The organism is Terrabacter sp. GCM10028922 (assembly GCF_042666095.1).
Lineage (GTDB): Bacteria > Actinomycetota > Actinomycetes > Actinomycetales > Dermatophilaceae > Terrabacter.
In genome coordinates this window covers 419,482-435,483 of the sequence record NZ_JBHTFG010000032.1, presented here as the reverse complement: position 1 = coordinate 435,483, position 16,002 = coordinate 419,482, and the positions used below count along the sequence as shown (strand labels likewise).

Below are 16,002 nucleotides of genomic sequence, written 5' to 3'. Positions count from 1 at the left end.
GTAACGGCGCCTCTGCCAGTGACATCACATCAGAGCATCGCGAGCCGTCTCGGAACGTCTCTGATCCTGAGCGGCGACAACTACCGATTCGCGAGAAGCGCGTCGGCCTGCACGACATCCACGACGAGAGCGTTGACGAGTCGGCCGCGCAGGGCCGCAGCGACAGCTCGCGCCTTCGCCTCCCCCGCGACGATGCCGATGACCTCGCGGATGCCCCGCAGCTCCTCGGCGCCGATCGTGACCATCCGTTCTGAGAGCGGCGGTTCGATGAGGCAGCCCTCGCGGTCGAAGAACCGGCCGCCCATCTCACCCACGACGCCTGCCTTGCGACACGCCTCGCGGTCGGCCGGTGACGCGGCGTCGTAGATCGTCGAAAGCCCTTCGGACCACGCCCCGATCCCCATCACCGCAGTGGTGACCCGGGCCGTCTCCGCGAGCGCCCGCGCGACCGGGCCGTCACGCCGGAGCGTCTGGGCCGCGACGGCGTCGTCGAGCATCATCGGCGCGTAGAAGATCGACGACGACCCACCAGCCACCCGCGCCGCCCGGCGCACGATGTCGACGGCGCTGCTGTCGACGCCGGGGATCTCCATGGCGCCCGTGAGCTGCACGACGTCGATGCGTGGGAGGTCGCGCAGCGACCTGGTCATGATGTCGATCGAACGCGCCCAGGGCAGGCCCAGCACGTCGTCGTCGGTGAGGATCTCGGCGAGCAGCTGGGAGGTCGCCTCGCCGAGGTGTTCCCTCAGGGTGGGGTCGTCGAGGCCCGTGCCGTCGAGCACCACGGCGTGACGTAGCTCGAAGGCCTCCTGCAGTCGAGCCGAGCGGTCGAGGTCGATCTCGCCCGCGGAGACGATCTCGATGCGCACGATGCCTCGCTCGCGAGCCAGCTCGAGCAGTCGGGCGACCTTGAACCGGCTGATGCCCAGCTCGTCGGCGATCTCGATCTTCGACCGGCCGGCGAGGTAGTGCCGGCGGGCCACGGCGGCAGCCATCACGAGCTCGGCCGGCCCCCGGCTCTCCCTGGTCATCTCCACCACATCCCGAGTCTGAGGCCTCCCGGCACCTGCCGTGGTCGGTGTGCCGGGTTTCGGACCACCTGTTGACACCGGTGATGCCAGTCACTTTACTCATATGTGCATTGCTCCGCTCAGATGAGCGGACTCAAGGAGGAGGACGACGTGCGACGGATCAGACAGCGGACACGGCGACGCGCCACAGCCGCCGGCGCCATGGCTCTCACCGCCGGGCTCGTCGCGAGCCTCTCGGCGTGCGCCGGCTGGGGCGGGGGCGGCATCGGCGGGGGTGGACCCAACAGCATCAGCGTGCTCATGGTCAACAACCCGCAGATGGTCGACCTGCAGCAGCTCACGGCGAGGTACTTCACGGCCAAGACGGGCATCACGGTGAACTTCACCGTGCTCCCCGAGAACGACGTCCGCGACAAGATCAGCCAGGAGTTCTCGAGCCAGGCGGGGCAGTACGACGTCGCCACGGTCTCCAACTTCGAGATCCCGATCTACGCCCAGGCGAAGTGGCTCAGCCCACTCGACGGCTTCCTGGCCAAGGACGCGCAGTTCGACCAGGCCGACATCCTGAAGCCCATGCAGGTCTCGCTCTCGCACGAGGGCAAGATCTACGGCGAACCCTTCTACGGCGAGTCGTCGTTCCTCATGTACCGCAAGGACGTCCTGGAGGCCAAGGGCGTGACGATGCCGGCCAACCCGACGTGGCAGGAGGTCGCCGACATCGCGGCCAAGGTCGACGGGGCCGAGCCCGGCATGGCCGGGATCTGCCTGCGCGGCCAGCCCGGCTGGGGCCAGGTCTTCGCGCCGCTGACGACCGTCGTCAACACGTTCGGCGGCACGTGGTTCGAGAAGGACTGGACGCCCAAGGTGAACGCCCCCGAGTTCAAGGAGGCGGTGAGCTTCTACGTCAACCTCGTCCGGGAGCACGGCGAGAACGGCGCACCGCAGGCCGGCTTCACCGAGTGCCTCAACAACCTCACCCAGGGCTCCGCCGCCATGTGGTACGACGCGACGTCAGCCGCCGGCTCGCTCGAGGCCAAGGACTCCCCCGTCCGCGGCAAGCTCGGCTACGCGCCCGCCCCGGTCGTCAAGACCAAGAGCGCGGGCTGGCTCTACGCGTGGTCGTGGGGCATCCAGGCCGCGAGCACCAAGCAGGACAACGCCTGGAAGTTCGTGTCGTGGGCCTCGAGCAAGGAGTACGAGGAGCTCGTGGGCCAGCAGCTCGGCTGGTCGCGCGTGCCCGCCGGCAAGCGGGCCTCGACCTACGAGAACCCGGAGTACCTCGCCGAGGCCAAGGCCTTCGCCGAACCGACGAAGGCTGCCATCGAGTCGGCCGACCCCGCCAACCCGGGCGTCCAGCCCCGCCCGGCCCTCGGCATCCAGTTCGTCGACATCCCGGAGTTCCCGGACCTCGGCACCCAGGTGAGTCAGGAGATCAGCTCCGCCATCGCCGGGAAGACGAGTGTCGACGAGGCACTCGACAACGGCCAGGCCCTCGCCGAGGACGTGGCGGAACGCTACAAGGCACGGGAGGGTGACCAGTGAGCACGACGACCCAGGCCCCCGAGGCCACGCCACCGACTCCGTCGAACGAGCCCCGGGAACGCTCGACATCCCTCGCGAAGGCCGGTGACTGGGCGCGGCGCGCGCCGCTGCTGCCCGCGCTGATCTTCGTCATCATCCTGACCCAGCTGCCGTTCCTGGCCACGCTCGTCGTGTCGTTCATGAACTGGAACGCCTACTACCCCGACGAGCGAGGCTTCGCCGGCTTCGACAACTTCCGCCGGGTGTTCACCGACACGAACACCCGCCAGGCCGTCGTCGTGACCATCCTGCTGACCGTCTCGGTCGTGGTCATCAGCCTCCTGCTCGGGCTCGGCATCGCGCTGCTACTCGACCGGAAGTTCCGGGGGCGCGGCATCGTGCGCACGCTCATGATCACGCCGTTCCTCATCGTGCCGGTCGCCGCGGCCCTGCTCTGGAAGCACGCGCTCTACAACCCGGAGTACGGCCTCTTCAACGGCCTGCTCAAGGCGGTCTTCGGCGAGAACGCGCCGCAGCCCGACTGGATCACGAACAACCCGCTGTGGTCGATCATCGCGGCGCTCGTGTGGCAGTGGACGCCGTTCATGATGCTGATCCTGCTCGCGGGCCTGCAGAGCCGGCCGCTCGACGTCGTCGAGGCCGCCCGCATCGACGGTGCGAGCAACGTGCAGATCTTCAGGAGCATGACGCTGCCGCACCTGCGCCAGTACATCGAGCTGTCCGCGCTGCTGGGAGCCATCTACGTGGTGCAGAACTTCGACCACGTCTTCACGATCACGTCCGGTGGGCTCGGCACGGCCAACCTGCCGTACTTCATCTACCAGACCTTCTACACCGCCCAGGACTACGGGCGTGCCTCTGCCGCAGGCGTCGTCGTCGTGATCGGCACGATCATCATCGCGACGCTCGCGCTGCGCACCGCGTTCAGCCTGTTCAAGGAGGAGACCCGATGAGCGCCGCCCCTCAGACGTCCACCAGCTCGCGTATGCCGTCCGCCTCCGCGGGCGCCCGCGGCGCGGCCGGTGCCCAGATCGTCCACCGCAGGCCACCCAGGAAGGCGGCGCTCCTCGGCGTGCTCGCCTGGGTCATCGGCCTGCTCTTCGCGATGCCGGTGCTGTGGATGGTCCTGACGTCGTTCCACAAGGAGACCGACGCGGCGACGAACCCGCCCAGCGTCTTCGCACCGCTCAGCCTCGAGGGCTACCAGACCTTCTTCGACGCGGGTCCGTGGCCGTCGCTGCTCAACTCGCTGACGGCGAGCGTCATCTCGACGATCCTCGTGCTGCTGCTCGCGTTCCCGGCGGCGTACGCGCTGTCGATCCGCCCGGTGCGCAAGTGGACCGACGTGCTGTTCTTCTTCCTCAGCACGAAGATGCTGCCGATCGTGGCCGGCATCCTGCCGATCTACCTCTTCGCCCAGCAGGTCCGCCTGCTCGACAACATCTGGCTGCTCATCATCCTCTACACCTCGATGAACCTCCCGATCGCCGTGTGGATGCTGCGCTCGTTCCTCGCCGAGGTGCCGGTCGAGATGCTCGAGGCGGCGCAGGTCGACGGCGCGAGCCTGACCCGGACGCTGCGCGACGTCATCGCGCCGGTCGTCATGCCGGGCATCGCGTCGGCCGCGCTGATCTGCTTCATCTTCAGCTGGAACGAGCTTCTGCTCGCGCGCGTGCTCACCGGCACGACGGCCGGCACGGCGCCGGTCTTCCTCACCGGCTTCGTCACGAGCCAGGGCCTCTTCCTCGCCAAGGTCTGCGCGGCCTCGCTCGTCGTGTCGCTGCCCGTCCTCGTGGCCGGGTTCGCGGCACAGGACAAGCTCGTGCAGGGCCTGTCGATGGGCGCCGTCCGATGAGCGGTGGCGCCATCGCCCTGTCCGCCGCGACGCTCGAGGACCTGTCCGCCGAGGTGGGCCGGCCGGTATACGACCGGGGGGCGGTCACCGCCGGCATCGTCCACTTCGGCGTCGGCGGCTTCCACCGGGCGCACCAGGCGATGTACGTCGACCGGCTCATGAACGACGGGCTCGCGCTGGACTGGGGCATCTGCGGGGTCGGGGCGCTGCCGCACGACCGGCGCATCGTCGACACGCTGACCGCGCAGGACGGCCTCTACACGCTCGTCGTCAAGCACCCCGACGGGCGGCGCGAGCCGCGCGTCATCGGCAGCATCGTGGAGCTTATGTTCGCGCCCGACGACCCGCAGGCGGTCGTCGACCGGCTCGCCGACCCGCGGACCCGCATCGTGTCGCTGACGATCACGGAGGGCGGCTACCTCGTCAACCAGGTGACCGGCGAGTTCGACGCCGACGACCCGTCGATCCGCGCCGACCTCGAGGAGGGCGCGCTCCCGCGTACGGTCTTCGGCTACGTCGTCGCGGGCCTCGCGGCTCGACGCGCGGCGGGTGCCGAGCCGTTCACGGTCATGTCGTGCGACAACCTCCCGGGCAACGGGGACGTCGCGCGCACGATGATGACGGCCTTCGCGCGCCTGAAGGACCCGTCGCTCGCCGACTGGATGGATGAGCACGTCTTCTTCCCGAACGGCATGGTCGACCGCATCACGCCGGTGACCGCACCGGAGGACGTCGCTCACCTCTCCGAGGGGTTCGGCGTCGACGACGCGTGGCCCGTCGTGTGCGAGCCGTTCACGCAGTGGGTGCTCGAGGACCACTTCAGCGACGGCCGACCGCCCTTCGAGCAGGCCGGTGTGCAGCTCGTCGAGGACGTCGTGCCGTACGAGCTGATGAAGCTGCGCCTGCTCAACGCGAGCCACCAGGCGCTCTGCTACCTCGGCTACCTCGCGGGCTACCGCTACGCCCACGAGGTCTGCCAGGACCCGCTCTTCGTCGACTTCCTCCTCGGCTACATGGAGCACGAGGGCAGCCCGACGCTCCCGGCGGTGCCGGGAGTCGATCTCGACGCGTACCGGCGCGAGCTCATCACGCGCTTCGCCAACCCGGAGGTTCGCGACACGCTGGCGCGGCTGTGCGCGGAGAGCTCGGACCGCATCCCGAAGTGGCTCGTGCCCGTGATCAACCGCAACCTCGAGACGGGCGGCGAGATCGACCGGTCGGCTCTCGTCGTCGCGTCGTGGGCCCGCTACGCCGAGGGCGTCGACGAGCAGGGCGACCCGATCGAGGTCGTCGACCGGGTCAAGGACCGTGTCATGGCCGCCGCCGCGAGGCAGGGCGACGACCCGCTCGCCTTCCTGCGCGACCGCGACCTCTTCGGCGGCCTCGTCGACGACGAGCGGTTCACCGCGGTGTTCACGGACGCACTCTCGGCCTTGCATACGAAGGGCGCGCGGGAGACTCTTCAGTCATGGAGCAGCCGGGTGGACACGTGACCGACAGCCAGACCCTCGTCGCAGGCGTCGACAGCTCGACCCAGTCGACGAAGATCGTCGTCTGCGACGCGGAGACGGGGCGGGTCGTCCGCACGGCGCGGGCACCGCACCCCGACGGCACGGAGGTGCATCCCGACCGATGGTGGGAGGCCTACCTGCAGGCCAGTGACGGCGGCATCCTCGACGGGGTGGCCGCCGTCGCCGTGGGTGGCCAGCAGCACGGCATGGTGACGCTCGACGAGGACGACACCGTCGTGCGCGACGCGCTCCTGTGGAACGACACGCGAAGCGCCGGCGCGGCCCACGACCTCACCGAGGAGCTCGGCGGGGTCAGCGCGTGGGTGGACGCGGTGGGTCTCGTGCCGGTCGCGAGCTTCACCGTGACGAAGCTGCGCTGGCTCGCCGAGAACGAGCCCGAGCACGCCGCCCGGGTCGCCCGGGTCGTCCTCCCTCACGACTGGCTCACCGGCCGGATCCTCCAGCAGGGCAACGGTTTCGAGCGCTGGACCACTGACCGTGGCGACGCGTCCGGCACCGGCTACTGGTCCGCGGCCGACGGTGACTACCGCCTCGACCTGCTCGAGCGCGCCTTCGGCCGGGTCGTCGGCGTGCCCGACGTGCTGGCACCGGCCGAGGCCGCAGGAGCCACGTCCGACGGCGTCCTCGTCGCGGCGGGCACCGGCGACAACATGGGCGCTGCCCTCGGCCTGACGCTCCACCCCGGGGACGTCGTCGTCTCATTGGGCACGAGCGGCACGGTCTTCACGCCGCACCGCTCGGCGATCCGCGACGAGACCGGGGCCATCGCGGGGTTCGCCGACGCGACCGGGCACCACCTGCCGCTGATGTGCACCCTCAACGCCGCACGTGTCCTGACGGCCGCCGCGTCGATGCTCGGTGTCGACCTCGCAGAGCTCGACCGCCTTGCCCTGCAGGCGAGCCCGGGCGCCGGAGGGCTCAGCCTTCTTCCCTACCTCGACGGTGAGCGCACGCCCGACCTGCCCGACGCGACGGGCACGCTGAGCGGACTGACCCGGTCGAACGCGACGCCGGAGAACCTCGCGCGGGCGGCCGTCGAGGGGATGCTGTGCAACCTCGTCGCCGGCGTCGACGCGCTGCGCGACCGCGACGTCGAGGTTCGGCGGGTCCTGCTCATCGGTGGCGCAGCCGCGTCAGGCGCCGTCCGTGCGATCGCGCCCGGGCTCTTCCGCGCGCCGGTCGTCGTGCCCGCCCCGGCCGAGTACGTCGGCGTCGGCGCCGCGCGCCAGGCAGCGTGGGCGCTGTCCCGAGAGGCCGAGCCGCCGACCTGGACGCTCGAGATCGACTCGGAGTATGCCGTCGAGCCGGGTCACGAGCAGGCGCACGCCGACGTCGTGGCGCGCTACCAGGCCCTCGTGTCACGCACGCACGGACTCTGAGCGTCCGGTCGGCTACCGGCCGCGACGGGCGAGGGGGCGGGACGTCCGGTCCCGACGGCGCTCGGGCGTCAGCGGTACTCGGGGTTGTGCCAGCCGAAGTGCTCACCCTCGTTCCACCGCGAGCGCTGGTTGCCGTACGCCGGCACTCCGCCCGCGTCCTTGAGCATCCGCGCCAGGTGCATGAGATTCCAGGTCATGAACGTGGTGTTGCGGTTCGTGAAGTCGTTGTCGGGCCCCCCGCTGCCGGGGTCGAGGTACGACGGTCCGGGCCCGGCCTCGCCGATCCACCCGGCGTCGGCGTTCGGCGGGATCGTGTAGCCGACGTGCTGCAGGGAGTACAGGACGTTCTGGGCGCAGTGCTTGATGCCGTCCTCGTTGCCCGTGATGAGACACCCGGCCACGCGGCCGTAGAAGAGGTACTGGCCCTGGTCGTTGAGCATCCCGGAGAGCGCGTAGATGCGTTCGATCAACCGCTTCGTGATGCTCGAGTTGTCCCCGAGCCAGATGGGTCCGGCGACGACGAGGATCTCGCTCTCGAGGATGCCCGGGTACAGCTCGGGCCAGGCGTCGGTCTCCCAGCCGTGCTCGCGCATGTCGGGGTACACGCCGGTCGCCACGTCGTGGTCGACGAACCGGATCTCGTCGACCTGCACGCCCTGCTCGCGCATGATCGCCGCGCTCGCGTCGACGAGTCCTTGCGTGTGGCTCAGCTCGGGGCTCTTCTTGAGGGTGCAGTTGACGTACGTGGCCTTGAGGTCACTGAAGTCCCAGTCGGTCATGAGCCGACTGTCCTCCCCGCCGGACCTCGTCACAACGCTTTCGCACATGACGAGGTGCTGACGGTTCGGTGACGCCGCCGGACGGCATACGCCGCATGGAGCCCGGCCGACATGCCGTCCGGCGCGGCCGGGCACCGAGCGTCGTCAGGCGACCTCGACCTCGATGTCGACGGGCACGCCGTTCGTGATGACGTCGTAGACGGCCGACCGCTGCCGTGACTGCTCGACGATCTGGCGCAGCACGTCCTCCGGGGCGTCGCCCTTGATGACGAACTTGACGCTCACCTGCTCGTAGCCGTTGCGGACGTCCTGGAGTCCGAGGATGCCGTTGAGGTCGATGTCGCCGGTGACCGTCGAGCGGACCTCGGTGAGGGTGACCTTGTGCGCCGAGGCGATGTTCGCGATGCCGGCGGTCAGGCAGGCGGCGAGGGCGTGGAGCACGAACTCGACGGGCGTCGGCCCGTTGTCGCGGCCGACGAGCACGGCTGGGTGATCCGCGTCGAAGACGAACTCCCTCTCGTGCGAACGCTCCTCGCCGACCCCGAAGAAGTCGGAGATGGAGCCGCGGCTGTGGGTGCCCTCGACCCACTGGTTGTGCGCCCGGAACTGGAAGTGGGCGGCGGCGGGCATCTGCTTGACGGCGTCCAGCGTCGCGAACAGCGTCGCCGTGTCGACGCCGTTGCGGTGTGCGGTGTCCGTGGTCATGTCGTCTCTTCTTTCCTTCGTGGTGGTTGCTGCCGGTGCTTCCGGCTGGTCCTCGGTTCGAGGAGGTCTGGGTCAGGCCGCGGCGGTGACGGCCCGAGGGAGGCTGCGCGCGCTGAGCTCGGCGGCGAGGTCGTCGATCGCGCCGGCGAGCCGCTTCTGCAGCTCGACGAAGCGCGACGGCTCGGGGAACGTGGCGAGCTCGCACGTGATGTCGAAGACGTCGCCGGCCATCCGGTCCCGGTCGCGCTCGTAGCCCGTGAGTGCGTCGGTCTCGCAGCCCGGGTCGCACAGTGCCTCGTCGAGGGCGGCGGCGAGCAGCTCCGCGTCGCGGAAGGCGTCGCTGATCCCGTGACCGGTGATGGCGTCCCGGTGGTAGCCCGCGTCGCCGACCAGGGCCCAGCCGGGCCCGGCAGCGCGACGGAAATGGTTCGGCATGCGCAGCATCCCGCGCACGGGCGAACGCCGCGCGGAGGGGTCGAGCCGGGTAGCAAGTCCGGGTACGCCGTCGGCGAGGACTCGCGCGAACGCCTCCTCCGGTGAGGCGGCAGCCCTGCGGTGCGCTCGGGCGAGGCTCTCCGGGGTGCACGCCCAGATGCAGGCCTGCCCGTCGTGGGTGGGGAACACCCCGGCGAACACGTCGTCACCGAGGTGGTGCTCGATGGCGGTCCAGTCGCCGGCGTAGTACGCGTACTGCGCAGCTCCAGAGGGGGCGCGCTCGACCGTCAGCGGGGCACGCACCGACCTCGCGATGCGCGAGCCCAACCCGTCTGCCCCGACGACGTATCGCGCATGGACGACAAGCGGTCCGTCGTCGTCGTGGGCCCGCACGCCGACGACGCGGCCACGCCCGTCGCGCACGACGTCCTCGACCGCCACCCCGGACAGCAGGCGCGCGCCGGAGCCGAGGGCTGCCTCCTGCAGGATGGGGTCGAGGACGGTGCGCCGCGGCGCCAGCAGGAAGTCGACGCCGTAGCGGTCCTTGACGGTGCGGGACAGGAACCCGAGCTCGCTGCTGAACTCGACCCGACGGATCGGCGGGGCGCCGCTCGCGACGACGGCGTCGAGCAGCCCCCAGCGGCGCAGCTGCACCATGCCGGATCGGGCGATGACGTGCGTCGAGACGGTGTCGCTCGGGAAGGTGGCACGGTCGAGAAGGAGGACGTCGTGGCCGGCACGGGCGAGCAGCAGGGCAGTTCCCGCGCCGGCGCAGCGCGCACCCACGACGACGACGTCGGCCGTCAGGACTCGCTCGAGGCGGTGGCCGGACGCGGCAGTGACGCGACGCGCGACGGAGTGGGATGCGGTGCTCATCAGTGGTTCTCCTCATCGGATGTGCGATGAGGACCACGGTGGCGTGTGGGGCGAGGCCGTCCTAGGAGACGCCGTGGACTTCCCGTGGACTCGACGTGGACTCGTCGTCGGCGAGGAACTCGTCCAGCTCGTGGAGCAGCTGACCCCACGCGGGTTCGTCGGGCATCAGCAGGTGGTTGCGGGTGTCGAGTGGCACGAGCCGGCTCCCGCGGATCCGGGCGGCGAGCTCGACGCCCTGGCTGAACGGGATCCGCATGTCGTGCCGGCCGTGCACGATGAGCGTCGGCACGCTGACCCGGGCCGCCGACTCCGTGACGTCCATCGCGATGGACACGTCGTTGAGACGCAGCGCGTTCTCCGTCGAGGTCGTCCGCCGCATCAGCTCGGCGAAGTCGCTCCAGAGCTGCGGGGGTGCGTCGGCCATGAAGGTCGACGAGAAGTAGAGCCGGAACGACGGGTCGTCCCTTCCCCAGCCCACCTGGATCAGCTCGCGCTGCAGCTCGGCCTCACGGAGCTCCTCCGGGGTGCGCGCCCGCGCGAGACGGCCCTTCATGAAGGCGCCCACGAGAACGAGTCGGGTGACCCGCTCGGGGTGGCGGACGGCATACTCGATGGCGACCGGGCCACCCTGCGACAGGCCCATGAGCGGGAAGCGCTCCAGGCCGAGCTCGTCGACGACCGTCTCGAGGTCGCTCACGAACGCCTCGAAGGACACGTCGTCAGGATCGGCGTCGGACAGGCCGCAGCCGCGTTCGTCGTAGCGCACGAGCATCCGGTGACGCGAGAGCCCCTCCATCCAGTGGCGCCAGACGGGGCTCTCCCACTCGTAGTCGAGGTGGGTCACCCAGTGAGCCGCGCGCACGAGGGCCGGACCGTCGCCGACCGTCGCGTAGGCGAGGCGGGCTCCGTCCGGGGTCGTGCAGAACCGGATGCGCTGCTCGAGGCGGCGTGCGGCTGGTGTCGGCGCAGGCTGGGTCGCCGTCGCCGGGCCCGGCTCGACCGTCACGTCCGCCACCCAGCGGTAGCCGCGGCCGTGCACGGTCTTGATGACCGTCTGCAGGATGCCGTCGTCGCCGACCGCCTGTCGCGCCACCTTGATGCGACTGGTCAGCGTCGACTCGCTCACGAACCGGTCGCCCCACACCGTGTCGAGCAGCTCGGTCTTGGGCACGACGCGCTCCCGGTTGAGCACGAGGTGGCTCAGGACGTCGAACACCTGCGGCTGGACGTGCAAGGTGTCGCCGCCGCGTTCGAGCAGGAACCTGTCGGTGTCGAGGACGATGTCCCCGAACGTGAACCGCACGTTCGATTGTCGCAGAGAGTCACCGGCCCGCGCCGGACTCCGACATCCGTTCGAGGCGCGAGCCCGACAGGTCCGGGCCGAGCGACGGATCAGCGTCGGATCAGCGTCGGATCAGCGTCGGGTGTAGTCCATGACCCGGCGGATCGTGAGAACGGCGACGAGCGCGCCTACCGCTGCGGCGAGGCCACCGGCGGCGTCCCACGTGAGCGTCGCCTGCAGCGAGGTCGTGAGCGCCTCGAGGGACTTCGGTTGCTGGAGCCCGGTCTCCGCGCCGCGTCCGAGCATGGCGAACAGCACGCCCAGGCCGACGACGACCCACCAGGCAATGACAAGGCGCGGCGTCGCAACGGGTCGACCCGGCTGCGCCTTGGGACTCGCGTGCTCGGTGCCCCAGAGCAGGTCACGCAGGGCGAGCGGGCCGAGCACGAAGTTCGCGAGCGGGATGAACCAGCCGCCGATGGCGAGACCGGTGCCACGCGTGTAGAGGCCGTGGTCGGATCGGTCGGACGTCCAGACCCGGTGGAACCACACGAGGAAGACGATGCCCGCCCCCGCGCCGACAGCCAGAATCGGCAGATACAGCCCGTCGACGGTCTCCGACTCACGGATTACGGCCTCGTAGTCCTGATCGCTCAGCAGGCCCTTGATCCGGACGTCCAACCATGCGAGGTACAGGTTCGTGACCCCGCCGAGTGCGAAAAGCGCCTGCGCCACGACGGCAAGCACGGCGGTGGACTGACGCCATGGCCGCACCGTGACGTTCTTGAAGTTGGAGGTGAGGCCGGATCGGTGCGTGGTGACCGGCTCCCCGGAGGGCGCTGGAAGGTCCTGCGCAGGCGTGGGCTGGTGCGTCATGTCGTGCTCCCCTGTCGGTTGTTCGGCGGCCGAAACGTACACCGTCGGACGGGCGCCCCGCCGCGATTCGCCGCCGAAACACGCAGGGACACGCGAGTGGGCCGGCGGTCAGCACGGCCGGCCAACTCGCGCTGGGGTCACATCTGCTCGGGCGACTCCAGTCCGAGCAAGTCGAGACCGGTGGTCATGACCCGGAAGACGAGCGCACAGAGCGTCAGGCGCGACTCCTTGACCTCGTCACGCTCGGCCTTGAGGACCGGGCAGTTCTCGTAGAAGGCCGAGAACGCCTGGGCGAGCTCGAAGAGGTAGCCGGCGAGGCGGTGCGGCTCGTACGTGGCCCCGACCTCCGCGACGACGTCACCGAACCCGAGCAGGTGCGTGGCGAGAGCCCGCTCGTGCGGCTCGCCGAGGACGATGGCGGCGTGCTGCGCGGCGGGGTCGAGCCCGGCCTGCCGGAAGATCGACCGGATGCGCGCGACGACGTACTGGAGGTACGGGCCGGTGTTGCCGGTGAGCGCGACCATCCGGTCGAGGTCGAAGACGTACTCGCTGTCGTGCGCGACGGACAGGTCGGCGTACTTCACGGCGCCGATGCCGATCTGCCGGGCGATGGTGGCCCGCGTCTGCTCGTCGAGGTCGGGGCGCGTGCCGTCGATGACCGTCCGCGCCTTGTCGACGGCCTCGTCGAGCAGGGCCATAAGCCGCAGCGGCTTGCCCGAGCGGGTCTTGAGGATCTTGCGGTCCTCGCCGAGCACGTTGCCGATCATGATGTGCACCGTCGCGACGTCGGCGGGCAGCCATCCGGCCTTGCGCGCCGTCTCCCACACCATGTTGAGGTGCAGCGCCTGCGGGGCCCCGATGACGTAGAGCACGCGGTCGGCCTTGAGGTCCTCGACCCGGTGCTTGATCGTCGCGAGGTCGGTCGTGCCGTAGTTGTAGCCGCCGTCGGACTTGCGGATGATGAGCGGCACCGGCTTGCCCTCGCGGCCGGTGTAGCCGTCGAGGAACACGCAGAGCGCGCCGTCGGAGACCTCGGCGATGCCCTTGCTCTCCAGCTCGGCGCAGATGTCCGCGAGCACGTCGTTGTAGCTCGACTCTCCGGCGAGGTCGTCGTCGGTGAGGGTGATGCCGAGCGTCGAGTAGACCTTGTTGAAGTAGATCTTCGACAGGTCGACGAGCTTGTTCCACAGCCGGAGCGTCTCGGCGTCACCGGCCTGGAGCGCGACGACGCGGGTCCGGGCCCGGGTGTGGAAGTCGCCCTCGCTGCCGGGCGGGTCGGCCTTCTCGGACCGGTCGAACTTGACCCGCGCCGCCTGGTAGAAGGCGTTGGGGTCGGTCACCAGCAGGTCGGCCTCCTGGGACTGCTCGCCGACCTCGAGCATGTGCTCGATGAGCATGCCGAAGTTCGTGCCCCAGTCTCCGATGTGGTTCTGCCGGATGACGTTGTGACCGAGGTGCTCGAGGGTGCGGGCGAGCGAGTCGCCGACGACGGTCGTGCGCAGGTGGCCGACGTGCATCTCCTTGGCGACGTTGGGCGCCGAGTAGTCGATCGGGATGTTCTGCGCCGGCTGGAGGGCGACGCCGGTGCGCTCGTCGGCCTCGACGTCCTGGAGCAGCCCGGCGAGCCAGGCGTCGGAGAAGGTCAGGTTGATGAACCCCGGCCCGCTCACCTCGACCGTGTCGCAGACGCCGTCGAGATCGAGTGCGTCGACGATCTTGGCTGCGACGTCGCGCGGCGCCGCGCCGACCTTCTTGGCGAGGGCGAGCGCGGCGTTGACCTGCACGTCGGCGAACTGCGACGGGCGCAGCACCGGGTCCGCCTCGCGGAACTCGTCACCGAGGGCGGTGGCGATCGCGGACTGGACCTTGGGGGTGAGCTCGACGAGCGGGGAAACCATGCCGGCAAGTCTATTTGCGCCGGCAGGGTGCCCGCGCCAAGTTTCAGCCCACCCCGGGCGTATGCCGCCAGTGGCGTCCCCCGGTCAGTCCCCCTCGCGGTGGAAGCCGGCCCGGCGGGCGGCGTCCTCGTTGTAGAACCACACGTCGGGCTCGAGGTCGTCGTAGCCGGCGTCGTCGGGAGCGAGGAAGGTCTTGCCGCCACGTGTGCCCTTGACCACGTGGCCGAGCGGCTGCGCGCCGTCCTCGATCGGCGCGGCCGAGCCGAGACCGAACCCGCCGTCGACGACCTCGTCGAACGCCGAGACGCGCCGTGCGGACGGGCTCGCGTTCTCGGCGGTCGCGGTCTCGTCGGCGTTCGTGTCCGGGCTCGTGTCCGTGCTGGCGTCGGTGCTCGTGCCCGTGCTGGCGGAGGTGCTCGTGTCCGTGCTGGTGTCGGTGCTGGTGTCCGTGCTGGCGTCCGTGTCGGGGTAGGCGGCCGCGGCAACGTCCGGGGCCGGCTCGGCCTCCTCACGGCGAGGCGCCTGCGCCGTCGAGCCGACGGCCTCGTCGGGCTCGTCGGTCTCGTCGCTCTCGTGCGAGTGCGGAGCCATGTCGACGTCGATGCCCTCGTCGGCCGGTTCGTCGCTGTCTCCAGGCCCTGGCATGCCGGGTGTCGTGGCCCACGCCTGTCCACGGTGGTCGCCGGGGTCGTCATCGGGAGTGCCGCCGTCGGCGAGCACGTCGTCCCGGTCCTCCAACGCCGGCACACGCACCTGCGCGGCCTCCTCGTCGGCGCCCGCAGCCGAACCGGCCCCGGCCGAACCGACGGCCGCCGCGCCGTTGTCCTCGTCGTCGGCATCGAGGGCGCTGGAAAGGTTGTCGCTCACGTCGGTGTCCCTCTCGTCTCGGGCTGACTGATCCGTCTCCTCCCCTGTACCCAAAGACCCCTCGTCGCGCTGCACATCTCCGGCCTCGTCCCCGGCAGCGTCTGCCCCCTCCTCGTCCGTACCTGCGTCCGAGTCGTCGGCACCCTCGCTCGGTGCCCAGGCGGACTCCGAGGACGTCGCGCCCCCGGTGACCTCAGGCTCTTCGGACGCGTAGGAGGACTCGTCGCTCCCATGGTCCGTGCCTTCGTCCGTCACGGACGAGGCGGTCTCCGCCGCGGGCGCGAACGGGTTCTCGGCATCGGCGAGGTCGTCCTCCTCGTCGTCCTGGGTGAACGCGGCGGCACCCACAGCCGCCGCGCCCGCAGCGCCAGCCGCACCGGCGCCCGCACCAGACCGCGACGGCTCCTGGCCGGCGAACCGTTCACCGCGCTCGTCGAGTCGGTAGCCCTCGGCGTCCGTGCGCACGTCCGGATCGACCCGGTCGGCCTCGCGCTCGAGGGCCGACTGCTTCTCACGTGCCGCCGCCGCACTGGCGCGGTGCGCCTCGGCCTGCTCCTCGAGGCGCTTCGCCTCGGCTGCCTTCCGCTCGGCCTCGGTGCGCGCATCGGCGGCCATCACCGCGGTCACGGACGCGCGGTCCTCGCTGTCCTGCAGCCGGGGGAGCCGCTCCTCGACCTTGGCGCGCAGCTCGCCCGCCTCGAAGCGTCGAGCCTCCACCTCGCGACGGCGGCCTGCTGAGACGAACAACCAGATGACCACGGCGATGACGACGACCGCCACCGCGATCCAGAGAATCATCTTGCCTGTGTCGGACATGCCACTCCCCTAACGGACTACCGGTCCTCACGACCGCTTCACTCGAAACCTACTGCGCGCGGGTAGGTGGCGTCGCCCAGCACGCCGTCGTTGTCCCCGTGTTCACTGCACCACCGCGTCGCCGACGGT

Annotated in this window: 13 protein-coding genes; 5 read left to right on the top strand and 8 right to left on the bottom strand. The window is 70.4% G+C overall.

All coding sequences use genetic code 11. The annotated features are described in order from the left end of the window. Positions 1-80: 80 nt before the first annotated feature. Entirely contained in the window at positions 81-1,031 is a 951-nt protein-coding gene (locus tag ACFQU3_RS22385; RefSeq protein WP_385913926.1) for a sugar-binding transcriptional regulator, read from the bottom strand. 159 nt (positions 1,032-1,190) lie between these two features. Between ACFQU3_RS22385 and ACFQU3_RS22380 the strand changes: the two genes are divergently transcribed. From ACFQU3_RS22380 to xylB, 5 genes are read left to right on the top strand one after another with little or no spacing between them, the layout of a single operon-like run. After that, positions 1,191-2,573 (top strand): ABC transporter substrate-binding protein, encoded by a 1,383-nt coding sequence (locus ACFQU3_RS22380; RefSeq protein WP_385913971.1) that lies wholly within the window; start codon positions 1,191-1,193, stop codon positions 2,571-2,573. Further along, positions 2,570-3,526, top strand: a complete 957-nt coding sequence (locus tag ACFQU3_RS22375; RefSeq protein ID WP_385913924.1) for a carbohydrate ABC transporter permease — start codon at positions 2,570-2,572, stop codon at positions 3,524-3,526. Before ACFQU3_RS22380 ends, ACFQU3_RS22375 begins: the two co-directional genes overlap by 4 nt. Next, entirely contained in the window at positions 3,523-4,428 is a 906-nt protein-coding gene (locus ACFQU3_RS22370) for a carbohydrate ABC transporter permease (RefSeq protein ID WP_385913922.1), read from the top strand. The genes ACFQU3_RS22375 and ACFQU3_RS22370 overlap by 4 nt, the downstream gene beginning before the upstream one ends. Beyond that, on the top strand, positions 4,425-5,921 hold the full coding sequence (locus ACFQU3_RS22365) for a mannitol dehydrogenase family protein (protein WP_385913920.1): 1,497 nt from the start codon (positions 4,425-4,427) through the stop codon (positions 5,919-5,921). The genes ACFQU3_RS22370 and ACFQU3_RS22365 overlap by 4 nt, the downstream gene beginning before the upstream one ends. After that, entirely contained in the window at positions 5,897-7,339 is a 1,443-nt protein-coding gene (gene xylB / locus ACFQU3_RS22360; protein ID WP_385913918.1) for a xylulokinase, read from the top strand. Before ACFQU3_RS22365 ends, xylB begins: the two co-directional genes overlap by 25 nt. Before the next feature lie 68 nt (positions 7,340-7,407). Here the strand turns inward: xylB and ACFQU3_RS22355 are convergent, their stop codons facing one another. From ACFQU3_RS22355 to ACFQU3_RS22325, 7 genes are all read right to left on the bottom strand, one after another. Beyond that, entirely contained in the window at positions 7,408-8,118 is a 711-nt protein-coding gene (locus ACFQU3_RS22355; protein ID WP_385913916.1) for a flavodoxin family protein, read from the bottom strand. Positions 8,119-8,262: 144 nt separating this feature from the next. Beyond that, positions 8,263-8,823 (bottom strand): OsmC family protein, encoded by a 561-nt coding sequence (locus ACFQU3_RS22350; RefSeq protein ID WP_385913914.1) that lies wholly within the window; start codon positions 8,821-8,823, stop codon positions 8,263-8,265. Between the two features lie 72 nt (positions 8,824-8,895). Continuing rightward, complete coding sequence (locus ACFQU3_RS22345) at positions 8,896-10,134, bottom strand: NAD(P)/FAD-dependent oxidoreductase (RefSeq protein WP_385913912.1); 1,239 nt, start codon at positions 10,132-10,134, stop codon at positions 8,896-8,898. A gap of 61 nt (positions 10,135-10,195) precedes the next feature. Next, entirely contained in the window at positions 10,196-11,437 is a 1,242-nt protein-coding gene (locus ACFQU3_RS22340; protein WP_385913910.1) for an alpha/beta fold hydrolase, read from the bottom strand. A gap of 111 nt (positions 11,438-11,548) precedes the next feature. Next, positions 11,549-12,292 (bottom strand): DUF4328 domain-containing protein, encoded by a 744-nt coding sequence (locus ACFQU3_RS22335; protein WP_385913908.1) that lies wholly within the window; start codon positions 12,290-12,292, stop codon positions 11,549-11,551. 137 nt (positions 12,293-12,429) lie between these two features. Beyond that, the gene (argS, locus tag ACFQU3_RS22330; protein WP_385913906.1) at positions 12,430-14,190 is read right to left on the bottom strand and encodes an arginine--tRNA ligase; all 1,761 of its coding nucleotides are present in this window, start codon (positions 14,188-14,190) and stop codon (positions 12,430-12,432) included. 84 nt (positions 14,191-14,274) lie between these two features. Then, positions 14,275-15,873 carry a hypothetical protein gene (locus ACFQU3_RS22325; protein ID WP_385913904.1) on the bottom strand — a complete coding sequence of 533 codons (1,599 nt, stop codon included), beginning with the start codon at positions 15,871-15,873 and terminating at the stop codon, positions 14,275-14,277. Between the last annotated feature and the right edge of the window lie 129 nt (positions 15,874-16,002).

Excerpts from the sequence above, each read along its gene's own strand:
- ACFQU3_RS22385 (WP_385913926.1), bottom strand. The coding sequence starts at position 1,031 with ATGACCAGGGAGAGCCGGGGGCCGGCCGAGCTCGTGATGGCTGCCGCC.
- ACFQU3_RS22370 (WP_385913922.1), top strand. The coding sequence starts at position 3,523 with ATGAGCGCCGCCCCTCAGACGTCCACCAGCTCGCGTATGCCGTCCGCC.
- ACFQU3_RS22365 (WP_385913920.1), top strand. The coding sequence starts at position 4,425 with ATGAGCGGTGGCGCCATCGCCCTGTCCGCCGCGACGCTCGAGGACCTG.
- xylB (WP_385913918.1), top strand. The coding sequence starts at position 5,897 with ATGGAGCAGCCGGGTGGACACGTGACCGACAGCCAGACCCTCGTCGCA.
- ACFQU3_RS22355 (WP_385913916.1), bottom strand. The coding sequence starts at position 8,118 with ATGACCGACTGGGACTTCAGTGACCTCAAGGCCACGTACGTCAACTGC.
- ACFQU3_RS22350 (WP_385913914.1), bottom strand. The coding sequence starts at position 8,823 with ATGACCACGGACACCGCACACCGCAACGGCGTCGACACGGCGACGCTG.
- ACFQU3_RS22345 (WP_385913912.1), bottom strand. The coding sequence starts at position 10,134 with ATGAGCACCGCATCCCACTCCGTCGCGCGTCGCGTCACTGCCGCGTCC.
- ACFQU3_RS22335 (WP_385913908.1), bottom strand. The coding sequence starts at position 12,292 with ATGACGCACCAGCCCACGCCTGCGCAGGACCTTCCAGCGCCCTCCGGG.
- argS (WP_385913906.1), bottom strand. The coding sequence starts at position 14,190 with ATGGTTTCCCCGCTCGTCGAGCTCACCCCCAAGGTCCAGTCCGCGATC.
- ACFQU3_RS22325 (WP_385913904.1), bottom strand. The coding sequence starts at position 15,873 with ATGTCCGACACAGGCAAGATGATTCTCTGGATCGCGGTGGCGGTCGTC.